The 18,859-nt window shown below is 27.8% G+C and carries 18 protein-coding genes, 5 tRNA genes and 3 other annotated features; of the genes, 1 reads left to right on the top strand and 22 read right to left on the bottom strand.

Annotated features, from left to right (window positions below; genetic code table 11):
- Window positions 1-11: 11 nt before the first annotated feature.
- The 12 genes from ABDZ71_RS19010 to ytxC all read right to left on the bottom strand — a co-directional run bounded on the left by ABDZ71_RS19010 (window position 12) and on the right by ytxC (window position 13,319).
- Entirely contained in the window at window positions 12-1,028 is a 1,017-nt protein-coding gene (locus ABDZ71_RS19010) for a glycosyltransferase (RefSeq protein ID WP_343764351.1), read from the bottom strand.
- A gap of 217 nt (window positions 1,029-1,245) precedes the next feature.
- Entirely contained in the window at window positions 1,246-1,842 is a 597-nt protein-coding gene (locus ABDZ71_RS19015) for a cell division protein ZapA (RefSeq protein ID WP_343764353.1), read from the bottom strand.
- A gap of 101 nt (window positions 1,843-1,943) precedes the next feature.
- On the bottom strand, window positions 1,944-4,322 hold the full coding sequence (gene pheT, locus ABDZ71_RS19020; RefSeq protein ID WP_343764355.1) for a phenylalanine--tRNA ligase subunit beta: 2,379 nt from the start codon (window positions 4,320-4,322) through the stop codon (window positions 1,944-1,946).
- Between the two features lie 20 nt (window positions 4,323-4,342).
- Entirely contained in the window at window positions 4,343-5,362 is a 1,020-nt protein-coding gene (gene pheS / locus ABDZ71_RS19025) for a phenylalanine--tRNA ligase subunit alpha (RefSeq protein WP_343764357.1), read from the bottom strand.
- Between the two features lie 68 nt (window positions 5,363-5,430).
- Window positions 5,431-5,657, bottom strand: a binding site (T-box leader).
- A gap of 69 nt (window positions 5,658-5,726) precedes the next feature.
- The gene (locus ABDZ71_RS19030) at window positions 5,727-6,488 is read right to left on the bottom strand and encodes a TrmH family RNA methyltransferase (RefSeq protein WP_343764586.1); all 762 of its coding nucleotides are present in this window, start codon (window positions 6,486-6,488) and stop codon (window positions 5,727-5,729) included.
- Window positions 6,489-6,531: 43 nt separating this feature from the next.
- Window positions 6,532-7,197, bottom strand: a complete 666-nt coding sequence (locus tag ABDZ71_RS19035; protein ID WP_343764359.1) for a potassium channel family protein — start codon at window positions 7,195-7,197, stop codon at window positions 6,532-6,534.
- Between the two features lie 11 nt (window positions 7,198-7,208).
- Window positions 7,209-8,561 carry a TrkH family potassium uptake protein gene (locus ABDZ71_RS19040; protein WP_343764361.1) on the bottom strand — a complete coding sequence of 451 codons (1,353 nt, stop codon included), beginning with the start codon at window positions 8,559-8,561 and terminating at the stop codon, window positions 7,209-7,211.
- A gap of 125 nt (window positions 8,562-8,686) precedes the next feature.
- The gene (gene rplT / locus ABDZ71_RS19045; protein WP_343764363.1) at window positions 8,687-9,046 is read right to left on the bottom strand and encodes a 50S ribosomal protein L20; all 360 of its coding nucleotides are present in this window, start codon (window positions 9,044-9,046) and stop codon (window positions 8,687-8,689) included.
- Between the two features lie 30 nt (window positions 9,047-9,076).
- Complete coding sequence (rpmI, locus tag ABDZ71_RS19050; RefSeq protein ID WP_343764365.1) at window positions 9,077-9,274, bottom strand: 50S ribosomal protein L35; 198 nt, start codon at window positions 9,272-9,274, stop codon at window positions 9,077-9,079.
- Window positions 9,275-9,296: 22 nt separating this feature from the next.
- Window positions 9,297-9,818, bottom strand: coding sequence for a translation initiation factor IF-3 (infC, locus tag ABDZ71_RS19055; RefSeq protein WP_343764587.1), 522 nt, complete (start codon window positions 9,816-9,818; stop codon window positions 9,297-9,299).
- 31 nt (window positions 9,819-9,849) lie between these two features.
- Window positions 9,850-9,961, bottom strand: a sequence feature (ribosomal protein L20 leader region).
- Between the two features lie 45 nt (window positions 9,962-10,006).
- Complete coding sequence (thrS, locus tag ABDZ71_RS19060) at window positions 10,007-11,914, bottom strand: threonine--tRNA ligase (RefSeq protein WP_343764367.1); 1,908 nt, start codon at window positions 11,912-11,914, stop codon at window positions 10,007-10,009.
- A gap of 180 nt (window positions 11,915-12,094) precedes the next feature.
- Window positions 12,095-12,318 (bottom strand) — a binding site (T-box leader).
- Window positions 12,319-12,410: 92 nt separating this feature from the next.
- Complete coding sequence (gene ytxC, locus ABDZ71_RS19065; RefSeq protein WP_343764369.1) at window positions 12,411-13,319, bottom strand: putative sporulation protein YtxC; 909 nt, start codon at window positions 13,317-13,319, stop codon at window positions 12,411-12,413.
- A gap of 153 nt (window positions 13,320-13,472) precedes the next feature.
- Here ytxC and ABDZ71_RS19070 point away from each other — a divergent pair, with 153 nt between their 5' ends.
- Window positions 13,473-14,183 (top strand): DUF6873 family GME fold protein, encoded by a 711-nt coding sequence (locus ABDZ71_RS19070; RefSeq protein WP_343764371.1) that lies wholly within the window; start codon window positions 13,473-13,475, stop codon window positions 14,181-14,183.
- Window positions 14,184-14,265: 82 nt separating this feature from the next.
- Here ABDZ71_RS19070 and ABDZ71_RS19075 read toward each other — a convergent pair.
- From ABDZ71_RS19075 to ABDZ71_RS19120, 10 genes are all read right to left on the bottom strand, one after another.
- Window positions 14,266-14,339, bottom strand: a tRNA-Cys gene (locus ABDZ71_RS19075).
- 4 nt (window positions 14,340-14,343) lie between these two features.
- Window positions 14,344-14,418 (bottom strand) — tRNA-Gly (locus tag ABDZ71_RS19080).
- Window positions 14,419-14,422: 4 nt separating this feature from the next.
- Window positions 14,423-14,498: transfer RNA gene (locus ABDZ71_RS19085), tRNA-Phe, on the bottom strand.
- 4 nt (window positions 14,499-14,502) lie between these two features.
- A tRNA-Asp gene (locus ABDZ71_RS19090) sits at window positions 14,503-14,580 on the bottom strand.
- A gap of 7 nt (window positions 14,581-14,587) precedes the next feature.
- A tRNA-Val gene (locus ABDZ71_RS19095) sits at window positions 14,588-14,663 on the bottom strand.
- A 59-nt stretch (window positions 14,664-14,722) separates the two neighbouring features.
- The gene (gene hslO / locus ABDZ71_RS19100; protein WP_343764373.1) at window positions 14,723-15,604 is read right to left on the bottom strand and encodes an Hsp33 family molecular chaperone HslO; all 882 of its coding nucleotides are present in this window, start codon (window positions 15,602-15,604) and stop codon (window positions 14,723-14,725) included.
- 36 nt (window positions 15,605-15,640) lie between these two features.
- The gene (locus tag ABDZ71_RS19105; RefSeq protein ID WP_343764375.1) at window positions 15,641-16,384 is read right to left on the bottom strand and encodes a class I SAM-dependent DNA methyltransferase; all 744 of its coding nucleotides are present in this window, start codon (window positions 16,382-16,384) and stop codon (window positions 15,641-15,643) included.
- Window positions 16,385-16,429: 45 nt separating this feature from the next.
- Entirely contained in the window at window positions 16,430-16,726 is a 297-nt protein-coding gene (locus ABDZ71_RS19110) for an alpha/beta-type small acid-soluble spore protein (RefSeq protein ID WP_343764377.1), read from the bottom strand.
- Between the two features lie 149 nt (window positions 16,727-16,875).
- The gene (locus ABDZ71_RS19115) at window positions 16,876-17,835 is read right to left on the bottom strand and encodes an ABC transporter ATP-binding protein (protein WP_343764379.1); all 960 of its coding nucleotides are present in this window, start codon (window positions 17,833-17,835) and stop codon (window positions 16,876-16,878) included.
- Window positions 17,835-18,854 (bottom strand): ABC transporter ATP-binding protein, encoded by a 1,020-nt coding sequence (locus ABDZ71_RS19120; RefSeq protein WP_343764381.1) that lies wholly within the window; start codon window positions 18,852-18,854, stop codon window positions 17,835-17,837. The genes ABDZ71_RS19115 and ABDZ71_RS19120 overlap by 1 nt, the downstream gene beginning before the upstream one ends.
- Window positions 18,855-18,859: the final 5 nt, after the last annotated feature.

Here is an 18,859-nt window from a genome sequence, read left to right on the forward strand (position 1 = left end):
TATGTTTAAATTTAATATATAATATTCTTCTTACATTTCTTATCTAATATTTCAATATAACTTTTATATAATTTTTCTAAACTTGTTTCCCATTTATAATTCTTAAGAACATGATTTCTTAAATTATCATTTTTTCTCTTTTTGTAAGCTGAACTTATAGCTTTATACATACTTTCATAATTATAAGGGTCAAAATATGTTGCCATATCTTTAAAATATTCTTTTGAAACACCACTGTTAGATGTTATTATATTACATCCATGAAGAGCTGCCTGCATACAACTTATATAAGATGTTTGCAAAAAGCTTGGCTGAACATATACTTTAGCAAATTTATAAGCATTATATATATCATAATTGTCAACATCTTTTAACCTTAATACATTATAATATTTCATACACTTATTATAATATTCTGTATCATAAACATTTCCTATAAGAAGAAGATTATAATCTAAATCATTACAAACCTTTGCAAGCATAAGTTGATTATTACTTCTTGATATTCTTCCTATGCTAAGAATAAAATTATTCAAATTATGCCTTTCTTTAAAACTATATAATGGTAATCCTTCATTTTCTAAATCAACACCAGTATATATAACTTTATACTCAATATTTTTTTCAAAATTGTTTTTAATAAGCTCTCCTTCACATTTGCTGTTAACATATATAATAGAACTTCCTCTTAATACTTCTAGTCTATATAAATTACACTTTTTCCATAATTTCAAATCTTCCTCATCATCTATATATTTATAGTATTTACTATAATCCCAATACAAAGGAGAAAGCACTATCTTCTTCTTATATTTCTTTGCTAATTTATAATATTTATAAGTTTCTCCTATCTTACTGAGATTAAATAAATGAACTATATCATAAGAAGAATAATCATATATATTACCATCATTTATATCAACTTGTGCACCTTTACTTTTTAAATATTCAAGCATTTTTAGCATTTGTATAGAATCTTCTGAAAAATTCCTATAGTAATCACTTCTTATACAAAATAGTACTTTCATTTCACCCCTCCTAACTCATCCATTATATTCTTATGCCTAAAATAAATGTAATATCATAAATTTATATTAATACTATATGTATACTTATAAAATTTGTTATATAACCTTTATAATTTATTGCAAGTTATATAGATAGTTAGAGGATTTATACAATTTTTAAACTTAGATAGTATTTTAAATAGTAAAAATAAAAAAACATGCAAAAATTGCATGTTTTTTATAAATTATTCACCTTTAAAGCATTTCTTTGTTTCTTTTCTCTTGCTAAATTTACTTGGCTATCTAAAAGCTTTTTTTCCATATCCATTATTTTATATTTAGCAGATTGTAGTTGGAATTTTAAATCTTTCATTTCAGCTTTACGCAAATTATTATCTTCCATATATTTTCTTGCTGTATCCTGCATCAATTTCATTTCTACAGACATTTTCTTAATCTGCTCTTCTTTTTCTTTAACCGAATCATCTAAATCAACATTATCTATTTTTTCTTCTAAGCTTTTTCTAATTTTTTTCTCATTATTTAAACTGTTTTTTAAACTAGCAATACTATTTTCCTGCTCTTGTTTTTCAAACTCAGCTTTTTCTAATTGTTTTTCTAACTGTAATGTTTTTTCTTGTTCTTTAAGCCTCTCATCTACAGCATTCATAGCAGTTAATATTGCTGCAGAAGAAGTACTTAATTTGGGGTTATTATCTAATATACTTTGTATCTTTCTATCTACATGCCTAGCAACCTTATGTAGATAGTCTTCCTGTTCTTCCCCTTTTAAGTTGTATTCAACACCATTTATTTTAACTGTTATAATATTCATCAATACACCCTCTTAGATATTCCTATTATAGTGTACAATAACTATATCTTAATACTAATTCTATCATAAAACTTGTATATATAAAACACATATTTATAATATTATCTAAGATGAGCACCTAAATTATTTTCTAGAGTTCTTATAATTTTGTTATGAACTTTGTTTACTTCTTCATCTCTTAAAGTTTTTTTGTTATCTCTATAAACTATTGAATAAGCAACACTTTTCTTTCCTTCTGGAATTTGCTTTCCTCTATAAACATCAAAAAGTTTGATTTCTTCTAATATTTTTCCACCTTTATTTTTTATTATGTTTTCTATATCTTGAACTAATATTTCATCATCTAAAATTACAGCTAAATCTCTAGTAACTGCTGGGAACTTAGGAAGTGGTTCATACATTTTTATTAAACTAGAATGCTTATATAAAACATCTAAGTTTAATTCTGCCATATAACATCTTTCTTTTATACCATAGTTTTCTTGAACATCTGGATGTATTTCTCCTAATATTCCAACTAACTCTTTCTTTATATATAAAGCAGCAGCTCTTCCTGGGTGAAATGATGGATTTTCTGTTTCTCTTTTTAGTTTAAAAGTTTCTATACCTAATGTTTCCATTAAATTTTCAACAATGCCTTTTAAATTATAATAGTCTACTCCACCATATATTCCTATATTAACTATGTTTCTTTCTTCTGGTAAATCTTCACCATTATTTTTAGGAATATAAACTTTTCCAATTTCAAATAAAGAAGCTTCACTGTTATTTCTAGAATAGTTTCTTGCTAAAGATTCCATCATAGAAGGTACAGTAGTTGTTCTCATAACACTAAAATCTTCTCCTAGAGGGTTCTTTATCTTAACTGTATTTCTTAAATAACTGTTTTCTTTTAAAAGAATTTTGTCAAATACTTTTGGACTTGTAAAAGAATAACTTATAGATTGATTTAGTCCACTAGATATTAAACCTTCAACAAGTTTATCATCTAATCTTTGTTTTTCACTTTTAGCAGATTTTTCTGTAACACTTTTCATATTAGTAATTGGAACATTATTATATCCATATATTCTAGCTATTTCTTCTGCCACATCTTCTTTTATATTCATATCACATCTAAAAGTAGGAACATTTATATTTAAAGTATCTTCTTCTATGCTTGTAGAAAGATCTAATCTATCTAAATACTCTTTCATATCTTCTTTTGATATATCAGTTCCTAAGAATTTATTTACCCAAGAAGAACTTACTTTTAAAGTATGAGGCTGAAGCTTGTTTTTATATAAATCTATAGTTCCACTCATTACTTCTCCAGCTCCTAGCTCTTCAATTAAAAAGCAGGCTCTGTCCATAGCTTCTTGAACTAAATTAGGATCTAAATCTTTTTCAAATCTAGATGAAGCTTCTGTTCTTAAAGACAGTTTTTGTGATGATACTCTCACATTAGTTCCATCAAAATTAGCACATTCTAATATTACATCTGCAGTATCTTCTTTAACTTCAGAATTTAATCCGCCCATTATACCGGCAATAGCAATAGTTCTATCACCATCTTTTATATTAAGAATATTTTCATCTAATTCTCTTTCTGATTCATCTAAAGTAGTGAATTTTTCTCCTTTTTTAGCTCTTTCCACTACTATGTTTCCAGTAGTTATTTCTCTAACATCGAAAGCATGCATCGGTTGACCCATTTCAAGCATTACAAAATTAGTTATATCAACTATGTTATTTATAGGTCTTACCCCTGCTTCTAACAATCTATCTTCAATCCAAGAAGGAGATTTTTGTATTTTTACATTTTTAACTCCTCTTGCCATATATCTTCTACATAAATCATCTTTTATTTCTACTTTTAAAATATCTTCTATTTTTTCATTAGAAGATGGAGTAAATTTTGTTTTAGGCATAGTATATTTTTTATTTAAAGTAGCAGCTGTTTCTCTAGCTATTCCTACAACACTTAAACAATCTGGTCTATTAGACGTAATTTCAAAATCTATAATAGAACTTTCCATGTTTAATACCTTTTTAATATCTTCTCCTATAACAGTATCTTGAGGTAAAATCATAAGTCCAATTACTTCTTTATCTCCAGCTAATCCAAGTTCTTCTTCAGAACAGAACATACCATTTGAAAGTACACCTCTTAATTTACCTTTTTTAATTTTAAGTCCACCATGTAATGTAGACCCATGAAGTGCTACTGGAACAATATCTTGTTCTTTCATATTTGTTGCAGCTGTTACTATTTGAATTTCTTCTTCTTTACCTATATCAACTTGACATATAACTAATTTATCTGCATCAGGATGTCTTTCTATTTTATTAATTTTTCCTGTAACTACATTTTGTATTTCATCTCCTGTAGTTATAACTTCTTCTACTTTAGATCCTGATAAAGTAAGTCTATCTCCTAATTCTTCTGGTGAAATATCTATATCAACATAATCTTCTAACCATTTTACTGGAACTTTCATATTTATTACCTCCTAATTTATTAAAATTGATTTAAAAATCTCATATCACTTTCATAAAGCAATCTTATATCATCTATTCCATACTTAAGCATAACCATTCTATCTACACCAAAACCAAAAGCAAATCCACTATATACTTCTGGATCTATTCCACAATTTCTTAAAACATCTGGATGAACCATTCCACAACCTAAAAGTTCTATCCAGCCACTTCCCTTACATACTTTACATCCTTTTCCTTCACAAACAAAACATGTAGCATCCATTTCTGCTGAAGGTTCAGTAAATGGGAAATGATGCGGTCTAAATTTAGTTTTAACCTCAGTTCCAAACATCTTCTTTGCAAATAATTCTAAAGTACCTTTTAAATCAGAAAAAGTTATACCCTTATCTACAACTAATCCTTCCATTTGATAAAATATAGGTGAATGAGTAGCATCTACATCATCTGAACGATATACTTTACCTGGAGATATCATTTTTATAGGTGGCTTTTGTTTTTCCATAGTTCTTATTTGTATTGGTGAAGTCTGAGTTCTTAAAACTACATTATCATTTATGTAAAATGTATCTTGTTCTCCTCTTGCTGGATGATTTTTAGGAATATTTAAAGCCTCAAAATTATAATAATCAAGTTCTACTTCAGGACCTTCTTCTATAGTAAATCCCATAGATATGAAAATATCTTTCATACTTTGAAGTGTTAAATCTAAGGGATGTCTTTTACCCATTTTAGGTTTTTTCCCTGGCATAGTTATATCTATATTTTCATTTCCAAGTCTTTCTGATTTTTCTTTGTTATTTATATCACTTAAGGCTTCTTTTATTTTGCCCTCTATAACCCCTCTTATTTCATTTGCAATCTTACCAACAACAGGTCTTTCTTCCTTAGATAAACTACCCATTGATTTTAAAATTTTTGTTACTTCTCCTTTTTTTCCTAGATACTTTATTCTTATATCTTCTAAACTATCTTTTGTAGATGCTTTACTTAATTTTTCTAAAGCACTATCTTTTATATTATTTAATTGTTCTTTCATATCTTTTCTCCTTTCTATTATTAATAAAATTATTTTTAAATTTATACAAATAAAAAAAGCCCATCCCTGAAAGGGACGAACTTTAACTCGCGGTACCACCCTAATTAACATAAATAATTAATTTATATCATCTCAAAAGTATGTAACGGATCTTAACCGCTAAATGCTACTTTTAATTTCACATTTAGAACTCCAAAGTGAACTTCAACACTAAATACTTTAGTTGATTTACAGCCTATGATCAACCTTCTCTTAAAAATATATTAGTATCTACTCTCTTTATCATAGTTTAATAAAATATTAAAGTTTATTCTTTTCATAATTTTACATTCACTATCTTTTGTTGTCAACCTTAAATAACAATTTAATTAAATTTCAAAGTATTTATTTGTCTAACTCTTTCAAAAGTCATTATAGAACAAGCCACTGCTACATTTAAAGATTCAGCATTACCTGGCATAGGTATTTTAACTTTAAAATCTCCTAAACTAAGTATATCATCGCTTATTCCATTTCCTTCATTTCCTACAGATACAATAAGATTTCCTGTTAAGTCTACATCATAAAAATTATTTTTAGTATCTAAAGAACTTACCAAAAGTTTGAATCCGGTCTCTCTTAGTTCTTCTAATACTTTTAAAGAATAATCTTCTATAATAGGAACATAAAATATAGATCCCATAGTTGATCTTAAAGTTTTTTCATTGTAGACATCTACAGTACCTTTTGTAATAATAACTCCAAGGGCTCCTGCTGCATGGGCTGTTCTTATTATAGTTCCCATATTACCAGGGTCTTTAACTTTATCTGCTAATATATAAAATCCTTTGTTTTCACTTAAAGCAATTTTTTTATTTTTTACAATTGCTATAATTCCTTGAGGGTTTTTAGTATCAGAAATAGACTTAAATGCCCCTTCACTAACAACATAACAATTATTATTATTTATATTATATCTAGTACATAAATTTTTAAACTTATCTAAAGATTTTTCTAAAACAAATATACTTTCTATTTCAGATTTTGATTTTAAAGCTTCTTCTACAAATCTGAAACCTTCAATTAAAAATTTTTTCTCTTTAACTCTATATTTTTTTTCCTTTAATTTTCGCAAAAGCTTTATCATAGAATTATCTTTACTTTCAATTGTGTTCACAGTTGCACCTCTTCTAGCTTCCTTCACTCATACTTTCTACTTTATTAAGATCATCTTCGCTTCCTATAGCTACTATTATATCACCAGGTTCAATTATATCCTCTGCTATAGGAGCTACATTTATTTCTTTTCCTCTTTTTAAAGCAACTACATTTATACCATAATTGGCTCTGACACTTATATCTTTTAACGTCTTTCCATGCCATTTTGAAGGAGTTACTATTTCAGCTATACTGTATTCTGGTGATAACTCTATATAATCTAATATATTGGTAGAAACTAAATTATGAGCTACTCTAACTCCCATATCTTGTTCTGGAAGTATTACTTTATTTGCACCTATCTTATTTAAAACTTTAGCATGAATTTCACTGTTAGCTTTAGCTATTATATATTTAACTCCTAATTCTTGAGTCAATAATGTTACCATAGTACTTGCTTGTATATCTGATCCTATAGTAATTACAGCTACATCAAAATTACTTATTCCAAGTGCTCTTAAGCTGTTTTCATCTGTAGCATCTATTTGAACAGAATGAGTAACACTTTCTGATATATTTTGAACTATATCCTCATTAGAATCTACTGCTAAAACGTCATTTCCTAAAGAATATAAAGTTTGAGCAACTGATGTTCCAAATCTTCCTAAACCTATTACTACAAATTGTTTCTTTTTCATAATATCCACCTCTATCCAACTAATATTTTCCCTTCAGGATATCTTACAGAATTAGGATTTAACCTTCTCTTTCTAGCTAAAGCCATAGCTATAGTTAAAGGTCCTACTCTTCCTATATACATAGTAATTAAAATTATTACTTTTCCAACTGCTGTTAATTTTCCAGTTAACCCTAGTGTTAAACCTACCGTTCCAAATGCAGAGGTAGCTTCATATAAATAATATTCAAATGGAACTTTAACTTGAGTTATAGATAAAGTAATAGTAACTATTACAACAACAGAGAAACTTATCATAACTACAGATAGAGCTCTATAAACTGTTTGTTTTGATATTCTTCTTTTATATATCTCTGTATCCTGTTTACCTTTAATAACAGATACAACTGTCATTATAAGTAAACCTATAGTAGTAGTCTTTATACCACCTGCTGTTGATCCTGGAGATCCACCTATAAACATATACATTATAGTTAAAAAATTTCCTGCAGCAGTCATATCTGTAGTAGATATAGAATTAAATCCTGCTGTTCTTGGAGTTACTGATGCAAAGAAAGATGATAATAATTTATTTTTTAATGACATATTACCTATAGTTGCAGGATTGTTTTTTTCAAATAAGAACATCAAAATACTACCTGCTACAAGCAAAATCACACTAGTTGTTAATACTAATTTAGTATGAACAGATAACTTTTTTATTCCCTTATAGTTATATATTTCTTGCCAAACATAAAAACCTAATCCCCCTATAATTACAAGTCCTGATATAACAAGTATTACAACAGAATTATCTGCAAAACCAGTTAAACTACTAAAATTGCCGAACAAATCAAAACCAGCATTACAGAAAGCTGATATTGCATGAAATATACTATAATATATACCTTTAGCAACGCCAAACTTAGGAATAAACTGTGTAGATAGTAAAAGAGCTCCTGCTCCTTCAATAGAAAAAGTAAATATTAATATGTATTTAGCTAATTTTACTAGCCCTTGTATATTAAAAGTATTAAGAGCTTCTTGCATTACTAGTCTTTCTTTTAATGTTATCTTTTTCTTTACTATTAAAGCTATCAATGTTGCAAAAGACATGAAACCTAGTCCACCAATTTCTATAAGAATCATGATAACTGTTTTACCAAAATATGTCCAGTGAGTACCAGTATCTACAACTGCTAACCCTGTTACACACACAGCAGAAGTTGATGTAAATAAACTGTCTAAAAAAGGTGTACTATTTCCATCTTGAGATGCAATAGGCAAACTAAGTAATATAGCTCCAATAACTATTGCTACTACAAATCCTAATGCTAAAATTTGAACAGGAGCTAACCTTTTAGATCTCTTATACTTATGTATCATAATTAATATTCCTCCTATCACATATCATTTTAATATTAACGATAATATTTTTCCATAGTTATATTATTGTTAATATTATATAAAAGAATACGGCTTTAGTTAAAAAGCCGTATTCCTATGTTAGATTATGCACTTAATTGCTTCTTAGCTACATCTACTAATTCAGCAAATGCTTTTGGATCGTTTATAGCTATTTCAGAAAGCATTTTTCTGTTAATAGTTATTCCTGCAGTTTTTATACCGTTCATGAATTTAGAATAAGAAAGTCCGTTCATTCTTGAAGCAGCATTTATTCTTGCTATCCAAAGTTTTCTATAATCTCTTTTCTTTAATTTTCTTCCTACATATGCATTTCTTAATGATCTTAAAACAGCTTCATTAGCAGTTTTAAATAACTTGCTTTTTCCACCATAGTATCCCTTTGCAAGTTTTAATATCTTTTTATGACGCTTACGAGCATTCATCGCTCTTTTTACTCTTGCCATTTTGAAACTACCTCCTTTGTACTCTCACTATTATAGATATGGTAACATTTTCTTCATTACTTTTTCTTGTGAATCTGAAACATAAGTCGCTTTTCTAAGATTTCTCTTTGTTTTTCTGCTTTTCTTTGTCAATATATGGCTTTTGAACGCTTTAGCTCTTTTTAATTTACCTGTTCCTGTTAATTTAAATCTTTTTGCTGCGCCTCTTTTAGTCTTCATTTTTGGCATTTTAAATTCCTCCTCTCATTTGTTAAGCTTTTTTAGGCCCTAATATCATTATCATGTTTCTACCTTCTAATTTCGGCCTTTTTTCTATAATACTAACTTCTTCTACTTTTTCGAAGAATGCATCTAGTATTTTTCTTCCTTTAAATGAGTAATCCGCTTCTCTACCTCTAAATCTTACTGTAACTTTAACTTTGTTACCTGCAAGCAAGAATTTTCTAGCGTTTTTAGCTTTAATTTCAATATCGTGAGCTTCTATGTTAGGGCTGAATCTTACCTCTTTGACGTTTATAACTTTTTGTTTTTTCTTAGCTTCTTTTTCCTTTTTAGTTTGTTCATATAAGAATTTTCCAAAATTCATTATTTTACAAACTGGTGGTTTTGCTCCTGGAGATACCATAACTAAATCTAATTCTTTTTCATCGGCCATCTTTTGAGCATCCCTTGAAGCGACTATGCCTAGTTGTTCCCCATTATCACCTATTAATCTTATTTCTTTTTCTCTAATTTGATTATTTGTGCGGAAATTTTTGTTAATGATTTTCACCTCCAAATGAATTTGCTTATGGCATTTTAATATAATAAAAAAAGGACGACTCAAGCCGTCCTTATAATAATCTTTAAAAAGAATTCATTCAACCCTACTAGCCATGCTGTAAGGTGAGAAACGGCTGGTTTCTACTTAACAAATTTATTATATAACTATCTTTTTAGTAAGTCAAGTTAAATTTAAAATTAATTAATTTTTTCTTCTATTTCTTTTTTTAATTTTTCTATAAATTCTTTTATATCCATAGTTCCTAGATCTCCATCTTTTCTATTTCTAACAGAGATTTTTTCATTTTCTACTTCTTTATCACCTAAAATTATCATATAAGGTACTTTTTGAAGTTGAGCTTCTCTGATTTTATATCCTATTTTTTCATTTCTTGTATCAACTTCTACTCTTAAACCTTGCTCTTTTAATTCTTCTTGAACCTTATTTAAATAATCTAATTGAGAATCAGTTATATTCATAATTTTAACTTGAACTGGTGCAAGCCAAGCTGGGAACGCCCCTGCATATTGTTCTATTAATATTCCTATAAATCTTTCAACACTTCCATATATAGTTCTATGAACCATAACCGGTCTGTGTTTTTCTCCATCTTTTCCTATATAACTTAAATCAAATCTTTCTGGCATTTGGAAATCTAATTGAATAGTTCCACACTGCCAAGTTCTTCCTATACAATCTTTAAGATGGAAGTCTATTTTAGGTCCGTAGAATGCTCCATCACCTTCATTTAATTTATATTCTTTTCCTACAGCTTTTAAAGCTTCTACTAATCCATTTGTAGCAACTTCCCAATCTTCATCTTTTCCCATTGAATCTTCTGGTCTTGTTGAAAGTTCTACAAAATATTCAAATCCAAATAATTTATAGAATTTATCTATTAATTTTATTACTCCTACTATTTCATCTTTTATTTGTTCTTTAGTCATATAAAGATGAGCATCATCTTGAGTAAAACATCTAACTCTCATAAGTCCATGTAATGCTCCTGATAGTTCATGTCTATGAACTATTCCTAATTCTGAAAGTCTAAGTGGAAGATCTCTATATGAATGCATAGAATTTTTATAAACTAATATTCCACCTGGACAGTTCATAGGTTTTATAGCATAATCTTCATTATCTATTTTAGTAAAATACATATTCTCTTTATAATGATCCCAGTGTCCTGATTGATGCCATAAATTCTCATTTAATATTAATGGTGTTCTTATTTCTTGATATCCTGCTTTTGTATGTTCATCTCTCCAGAAATTTTCTAATGTATTTCTAACTACCATTCCCTTAGGATGGAAAAATGGGAATCCTGGACCTTCTTCATGCATACTAAACAAGTCAAGTTCTTTTCCTAATTTTCTATGGTCTCTTTTTTTAGCTTCTTCAAGCATATTTATATATTCATCTAACTGACTCTTTTTAGGGAATGCAGTTCCATAAATTCTTTGAAGCATTTTATTATTTTCATTACCTCTCCAGTAAGCTCCAGCTACAGATAATAATTTTATAGCTTTAACTTTACCTGTATGCATAACATGAGGTCCTGCACATAAATCTACAAAATCACCTTGTTTATAAAATGATATTACTTCATCTTCTGGTAAATCTTCTATAAGTTCTACTTTATATGGTTCATCTTTTTCTTTCATCAAAGCTATAGCTTCATTTCTTGGAAGTTCAAATCTTTCTAATTCTTCCTTTTCTTTAACTATTTTAGCCATTTCTTTTTCTACTTTTTCAACCATATCTGGTGTAAAAGTAAACTCAGCATCAAAATCATAATAGAATCCGTTATCTATAGCAGGTCCTATTGCAAGTTTTACTTCTGGATATAATCTTTTAACTGCTTGTGCTAATATATGAGATCCTGTATGTCTTAATGACCATTTTCCCATATCATCATCAAAAGTTAATATTTCTAACTTACAATCTTTATTAAGTTTTTCCATTAAATCTGCTGTTTTTCCATCAACCTTACCTACTAATGCTTTTTTGTAAAGAGCTGGACTTATTTTCATAGCTATATCAGCTATCTTTATGCCATCTTCAAATTCCATAACCTTTCCATCTTTTAAAGTTACTTTTATCATTTTTTCTCCTCCTTTATTAATAACTAATTTATACCACGACTTTACTACTTAAAATTCATAGGGCTAAATAAAAGATAAAAGTAGTTCGTCTTTGGATAAGATTTCTTATATTTCAAATAGAACAAAGGCTCCTTTTGAATTTAAAATCCTTTTATTACAAAATAAAAAAACTCCTCCCACAAATGGGACGAGTTATATCGCGGTTCCACCCAAATTAATAGTATATAAATATAGTTATACTATTCACTTGTTGCCTATAACGCGGCTTACGATTATACTTACTAAAATTCAGTATATAGCTCCAAGGTGGTATTCAATAGAACTTATCCGAAAAACCTTTCAGCCATTGAGTTTTTCTCTCTTAGAATAGTCTTCTATTTACTTTTCCTTATCATAGCTTTCAATATATTTATAATTCATTTTATGTTATATTATATGATTATTGTATTTCATTGTCAATATTTATATAATATTTTTTATAATTATTTAGTATATACTACAATTTACTTTTATTCAAATCTTTATTAACACTTTCTATTTCAATATTTTCACATATTTCAACTTTGTTTTCAAACACATTTTTTATGGTACCTATAAGTTCTTTATTATTGCAATTATCTATATTATGAATCCTAATTTTTTCAGGAACATTTGTAATAAGCCAACTTAAAAGCATATCATCTATACTTATACTTTCAATATATTTTACATCTTCTGTATCTAAGTAAATACTATAAGTTAAATCATTTCCTTCTTTATCTTTTAAAGTATACTTTCCTTCTTTATCTATCATTATATTTATCTCATCTATTTTGCTTTCTTCCATATCAACAAAATATTTTAATAGTTTTATAAATTCATTATATTCTTTTTCTACCATATATTTTTCTACAACTTTATCTATTATACTTTCTAAATCTCTACTTAGTTCTTTCATTCTAAATGTTATAAATCCATCTATATTTATTTCTTTTGTATCTCCAGCTATAATATTTCTTATTTTATATAACACATCATTTTTTTTATTAAAACAATAAATAGAACATCCTTCTAGTGCTCTTTCATCATCTCTAAGTACAATTAAACTTTTATCTCTAATCTTTGTTTTTTCTTGATTTTTCAAAAAGAAATAACTATCTGTTATAAATCTATCTATATATTTATCAAAAAAATCATCTAAAAGACATTTATATAAAAGCATAGCAATGCTTTTATTAAACTCTTCAAAAAAATGCTTTTCTAAATCATCTTTTTCAGAATAAAATTTAATGAAGTGAGTTTTATTTTCTATACTTTCAGATACTCCAACAACCATATCTTTACTTTTAAATTTTTCTCTTATATTATTTATTTCTTCAACTATAATCTGTTTATCATCATCATATATTAAAGTGAATAGTAACATATCTTCACTCCTTTCTTAAACTAGTATGTGTTTAAATATAATTCATATACTTTTAATTATTAAACAAATCTCGACATAAATTTTTATTATTGAAATTTATATATCTAGAATTTAATATATTAGTATAAGGCACATAAAAAGGAGATCTAACATATGAAATTTGCACTAGTAGATAGTAGAATATCTAATATAGAAAAAGAAAATCTAAAAAAATTTGGATTAGAAATAATTTGTTGTCCTACTTCTAATCTTTTATATGATGCAGTTTGTGGTCATCCGGATATGTTATTAAATATAATAGATAAAAACAGATTACTTTTACATAAAGATACAGATTCAAAATTTATAAATAAATTAAAAAAATTAAATTTTAAAGTTATCCTATCTAAAAATTCATTAAAAAATAAATATCCTAAAGATATAATTTTAAACGCTGTAAATACAAAAAAAATATTTATGCATAATTTAAAGTTTACAGATCCTACTTTACTAGATTTAGTAAAAAACAAAAACTTAATAAATATATCTCAAGGTTATTCAAAATGTTCTACGGCTATAGTTTCACCTAATGCAGTAATGACTAGCGATATAAAAATAGCTAAAATTTTAACTAAAAATAAATTTGATGTACTTCTATTACCTCCTGGTGATATTTTACTTCCAGGACTAGATTATGGGTTTATAGGCGGTTGTTGTGGACTTATAGATGAAAAAACTATTGCTTTTTATGGTAACTTAAAGTTTTATAAATACGGAAATGAAGTATTACAATTTTTAAATAAGCATAATGTTAAGCCTATATTTTTAAGAAATGATAAATTAATAGATAGAGGAAGTATTCTCTGTATTGAAAATAATCTATAATTTTCTAGAAAATAAATTTTAAAATTATAAATTTATAATTTTTCATATAAAAAAAGCATTCTAATTTTTAGAATGCTTTTTTTGGAGGCGCCACCCAGATTTGAACTGGGGATAAAGGCTTTGCAGGCCTCTGCCTTACCACTTGGCTATAGCGCCATATTGGAGCGGAAGACGAGATTCGAACTCGCGACGTTCACCTTGGCAAGGTGACGCTCTACCACTGAGCCACTCCCGCATTTTGGTGGCTTCAACTGGAATCGAACCAGTGACACGAGGATTTTCAGTCCTCTGCTCTACCGACTGAGCTATGAAGCCGTGTTGGCGACCCAGAAGGGGATCGAACCCTCGACCTCCGGCGTGACAGGCCGGCACTCTAACCAAACTGAGCCACTGGGCCATAAATGTGGTGGGCACAACAGGGCTCGAACCTGTGACCCCCTGCTTGTAAGGCAGATGCTCTCCCAGCTGAGCTATGCGCCCACACTTAACCAACGACAATAATATTATATTATATTTTGTAAATAATTTCAACAGTTTTTTTAAATTTGTTTTAATAGTTCTCCTATTTGTTGGTTGGTAAACTTATATTTTTTATCACAAAAATGACATTCTATCTCTTCATCTTTTCCTTCTTTATATATTTCATTTAATTGCTCTTTTCCTAAACTTATAAGGGCTTTCTCTACTCTTTCTTTAGAACAATTACATTCATATTTTGGTGTTAAAGTATCATCTAATATTTTTAAATCCATATCTTCAAATATGTATTCAATAATTTCTTCAATAGACATTCCTTTTAATATCATCTCAGTAATAGATGGTATCTCTTGTAATCTATAAGTTACTATATCTGCTAACATTTCATCTGATCCTGGAAGCATTTGTATTATAAATCCACCAGAACATTTTACAGATAAATCTTTATCTACTAAAACTCCTAACCCAACAGCTGAAGGTGTTTGTTCTGATACAGTATAATAATAAGCTATGTCATCTCCAATTTCTCCTGTATATATAGGAACTTGACCTACATAAGGTTCTTTTAGTCCCATATCTCTTATAACAGATAGATTACCTTGTTTACCTATTATTCCACCTACATCTAATTTACCTTTACTATTTGGCTCAAGATCTGCCTTAGGGTTTCCTATATAACCTTTTACACTAGCATTTGAATAAGATGTAACAACAACGTTTTTAGCTATTCCTCCCCCTGAAATTTGAAGAGTTAAAGTATCTTTTTCAGATTTTAAAGTTGAACCCATTAAAACTCCTGCGGTAACCATTCTTCCAAGAGCTGCTGATGCAGTAGGAGCACATTTATGTATTTTCACAGCTTCATTAACTGTTTCTGTAGTTATAGCTGCTATTATTCTAATTTGTCCTTCTTTTGCTAAAGCTTTTATTAATTTATCTTTCATATAAATACCACCTTAATTTCATATAATTATTTGTAACTACTTTGTCAGTACATATACTATTCTTTCAGTGTTTTCATCGATGTCTTTATCTATTTTATAATTATCAAATTCTTTTACTAATTTAAATCCTATGTTTTTTATTATTTCTTTTATTTCTTCATTTTTATAAGCTCTTTCTCTATGCTCTTCATCAAATCTTCTATATATATTGTTACTTTCCTTAACAAAAAAAGTAAGATACATATTAACTATATCATCTTCTAAATAGTTTTCCCAAACATAGGTTATATCCTCATCATCATAATTAAAAGAATTATTTCCTAGTATATTTGTAAGCTTATTATAAGAATTCATATCAAATATAAAAATCCCATTATAATCTAAATGATTATATACATTTTTGAAAAAATTTATTAATTCACCCTTGTCCACTATATAATTAAGTGAATCTAGACAACAAGTTATTACATTAAACTTATGATTTAAATTTAAATTGCATATGTTTTGGCATACAAATTTAGGTTTATTTTTAAAGTTTTTAAACTTAGTCTCAGCTTTTGTAAGCATATCATAGGATAAATCTACAGCCCAAGTATGTTTAAACTTTTCATATAATTCTACAGTCAAATTACCTGTTCCACAAGCCAAATCAAGATATTCACCTTTTGGAATTTCTAACTTGTTTATTATTTCAATAATAACTTCTGACCATTTTTTATAATCTATATCTCCATTTATAAGTTCATCGTATATATAAGCAAATTGTTCATAACACTCCATTAGTTTTTCTCCTTTTATTTAAAACCAGTACTTACCTAATAAATATTATATATTTTTATTAGGTAAGTCAATAGAGTATATATTTTTATTCTTATCCATTTCTAATATTTCTTTGTTTTTAGGGATTTTTAGTTCTTTCTTTTTTTTAGTCATTATTCCGCCTATTCTTCCTGTTTCCTCTGAGGTAAGTCCTCCCCAGCCAAATTTATCTACTTTGTCTTTTAATCCTAAATCTTCTGCTATTTCATACTTTACCTTTTCTCTTACTTTTTCCATATCTGTAAGCTCTTTATTAGCTTTTATCTTTGCCTTTATAACTTTTTTTAAAGGTGTCTTCCCCATAGCAAATCCCTCCTTGCAAATAACTTGTTATTATTATTTACTTTCCAGGGGGATTTTATACTATTACAAAATAATATTAATTATTTATATATTAAATTATAAATTTATAAAAAATAGGCCTTACTATTTTAGCATATTAAAACTATACCTTAATTACATAAGTGACAAGCAACAAAATGGTCTTCTTTTATCTCTTTAAATTTAGGTTTCTCTTTTCTGCAAATTTCTTTTGCATATTTACATCTTTCAGCGAATTTACACCCTGGCTTAGGATTTATAGGACTTGGAACTTCTCCTTCTAATACAATTCTTTTTCTTTTTTTACTTAACTTTGGATCTGCAATAGGTATTGAAGATAGTAAAGCTTTAGTATAAGGATGAAGAGGATCTTCATATAATTCTTTACTACTTGCAAGCTCCATCATATTACCTAAATACATTACTCCTACTCTATCAGATATATGTCTAACCATAGAAAGATCATGAGCTATAAATAAATAAGTTAATCCTAATTTATTTTGAAGATCTATAAGCAAATTTACAACTTGAGCTTGTATAGACACATCTAATGCAGATATAGGTTCATCACATACAATAAATTCAGGTTCTATAGCTAAAGCTCTAGCTATTCCTATTCTTTGTCTTTGACCACCTGAAAATTCATGTGGGAATCTAGATCCATGCTCTCTATTTAATCCAACTAGGTTTAATAATGTATATATTCTTTTTAATCTTTCTTCTCCCTTATAGATACCGTGAATATCTATACCTTCTCCTATTATATCTGCAACAGTCATTCTTGGATTTAAGGAAGCATAGGGATCTTGAAAAATTATTTGTGCTTTTTTAGTAAACTCTTTTTTTTCATTTTTATTAAAAGAATATATATTTTTTCCTTTAAATTTAGCTTCACCATCTGTAGCTTTATATAAACCTAATATAGTTCTACCACAAGTTGTTTTCCCACAACCTGACTCTCCTACTAATCCTAAAGTCTCTCCTTTTTTTATATTAAAATCTACTCCATCTACAGCTTTCAAAGTAGCATTTTTACCAACTTTAAAATATTTTTTTAAATTTCTAACTTCTATTAAATTTTCTTTAACCATTATTCCTTACCTCCATCCACATAAAAATTATGAACTTTAGGTGCCAAAGAATTTTGTAGCCAACAACTAACTTTATGAGTTTCAGTTAAACTTTTGCTTTCAGGAGTTTTTTCTTTACATATTTTCATACAATACTCACATCTTGAAGCAAAAGCACATCCTTTAGGTGGTTTAATTAAATCTGGAGGTGTTCCTTCTAATGAGTAAAGCTTTCCCTTATGCTTTGTATCTAATTTAGGTATTGATTGAAGCAAAGCCCAAGTATAAGGATGCTTCGCTTTATAAAATATTTCATCAATAGTTCCTCTTTCTATTATTTGTCCTGCATACATAACTTGTATTCTATCTGCTACATCAGCAACAACTCCCAAATCATGGGTTATCATTATAACTGCCGTATTTAACTTACTTTGAAGTTCATCTATAAGATCCATTATTTGAGCTTGAATAGTAACATCTAATGCTGTTGTAGGTTCATCTGCTATAAGTATTTTAGGATTACAACATAAAGCCATAGCTATCATAACTCTTTGCCTCATACCTCCTGAAAATTCGTGAGGATATTGGTTAACCCTCTTTTCAGCATTAGGTATATTTACAGATTTTAATATTTTAATAGCTTCTTTTAAAGCTTCCCTTTTATTCATATCTCTATGAATTCTTAAACTTTCAACTATTTGATTACCAATTTTCATAGTAGGATTTAAAGATGTCATAGGATCTTGAAATATCATACTTATATCTGAACCTCTTAACTCTCTTAGCTTTTGGTTATTCATATTTAATATATTTTCACCATTAAAATTTATTTCAGAACCTTTTTTTATTTCTCCTTGAGGTTCTTGTATTAATCTCATTATAGATTTAGCTGTTACAGTTTTTCCACATCCTGATTCCCCAACTATAGCAAGAGTTTCTCCTTTATTAAGATGAAAAGTTACATCTCTTACAGATTGAACTTCTCCAGCATAAGTATGGTAGGAAACTTTTAAATTTTTTACATCTAATATTTTTTCCATAATAA

It is taken from the genome of Clostridium oceanicum, assembly GCF_039521385.1.
Classification (GTDB): Bacteria; Bacillota; Clostridia; order Clostridiales; family Clostridiaceae; genus Clostridium_F; species Clostridium_F oceanicum.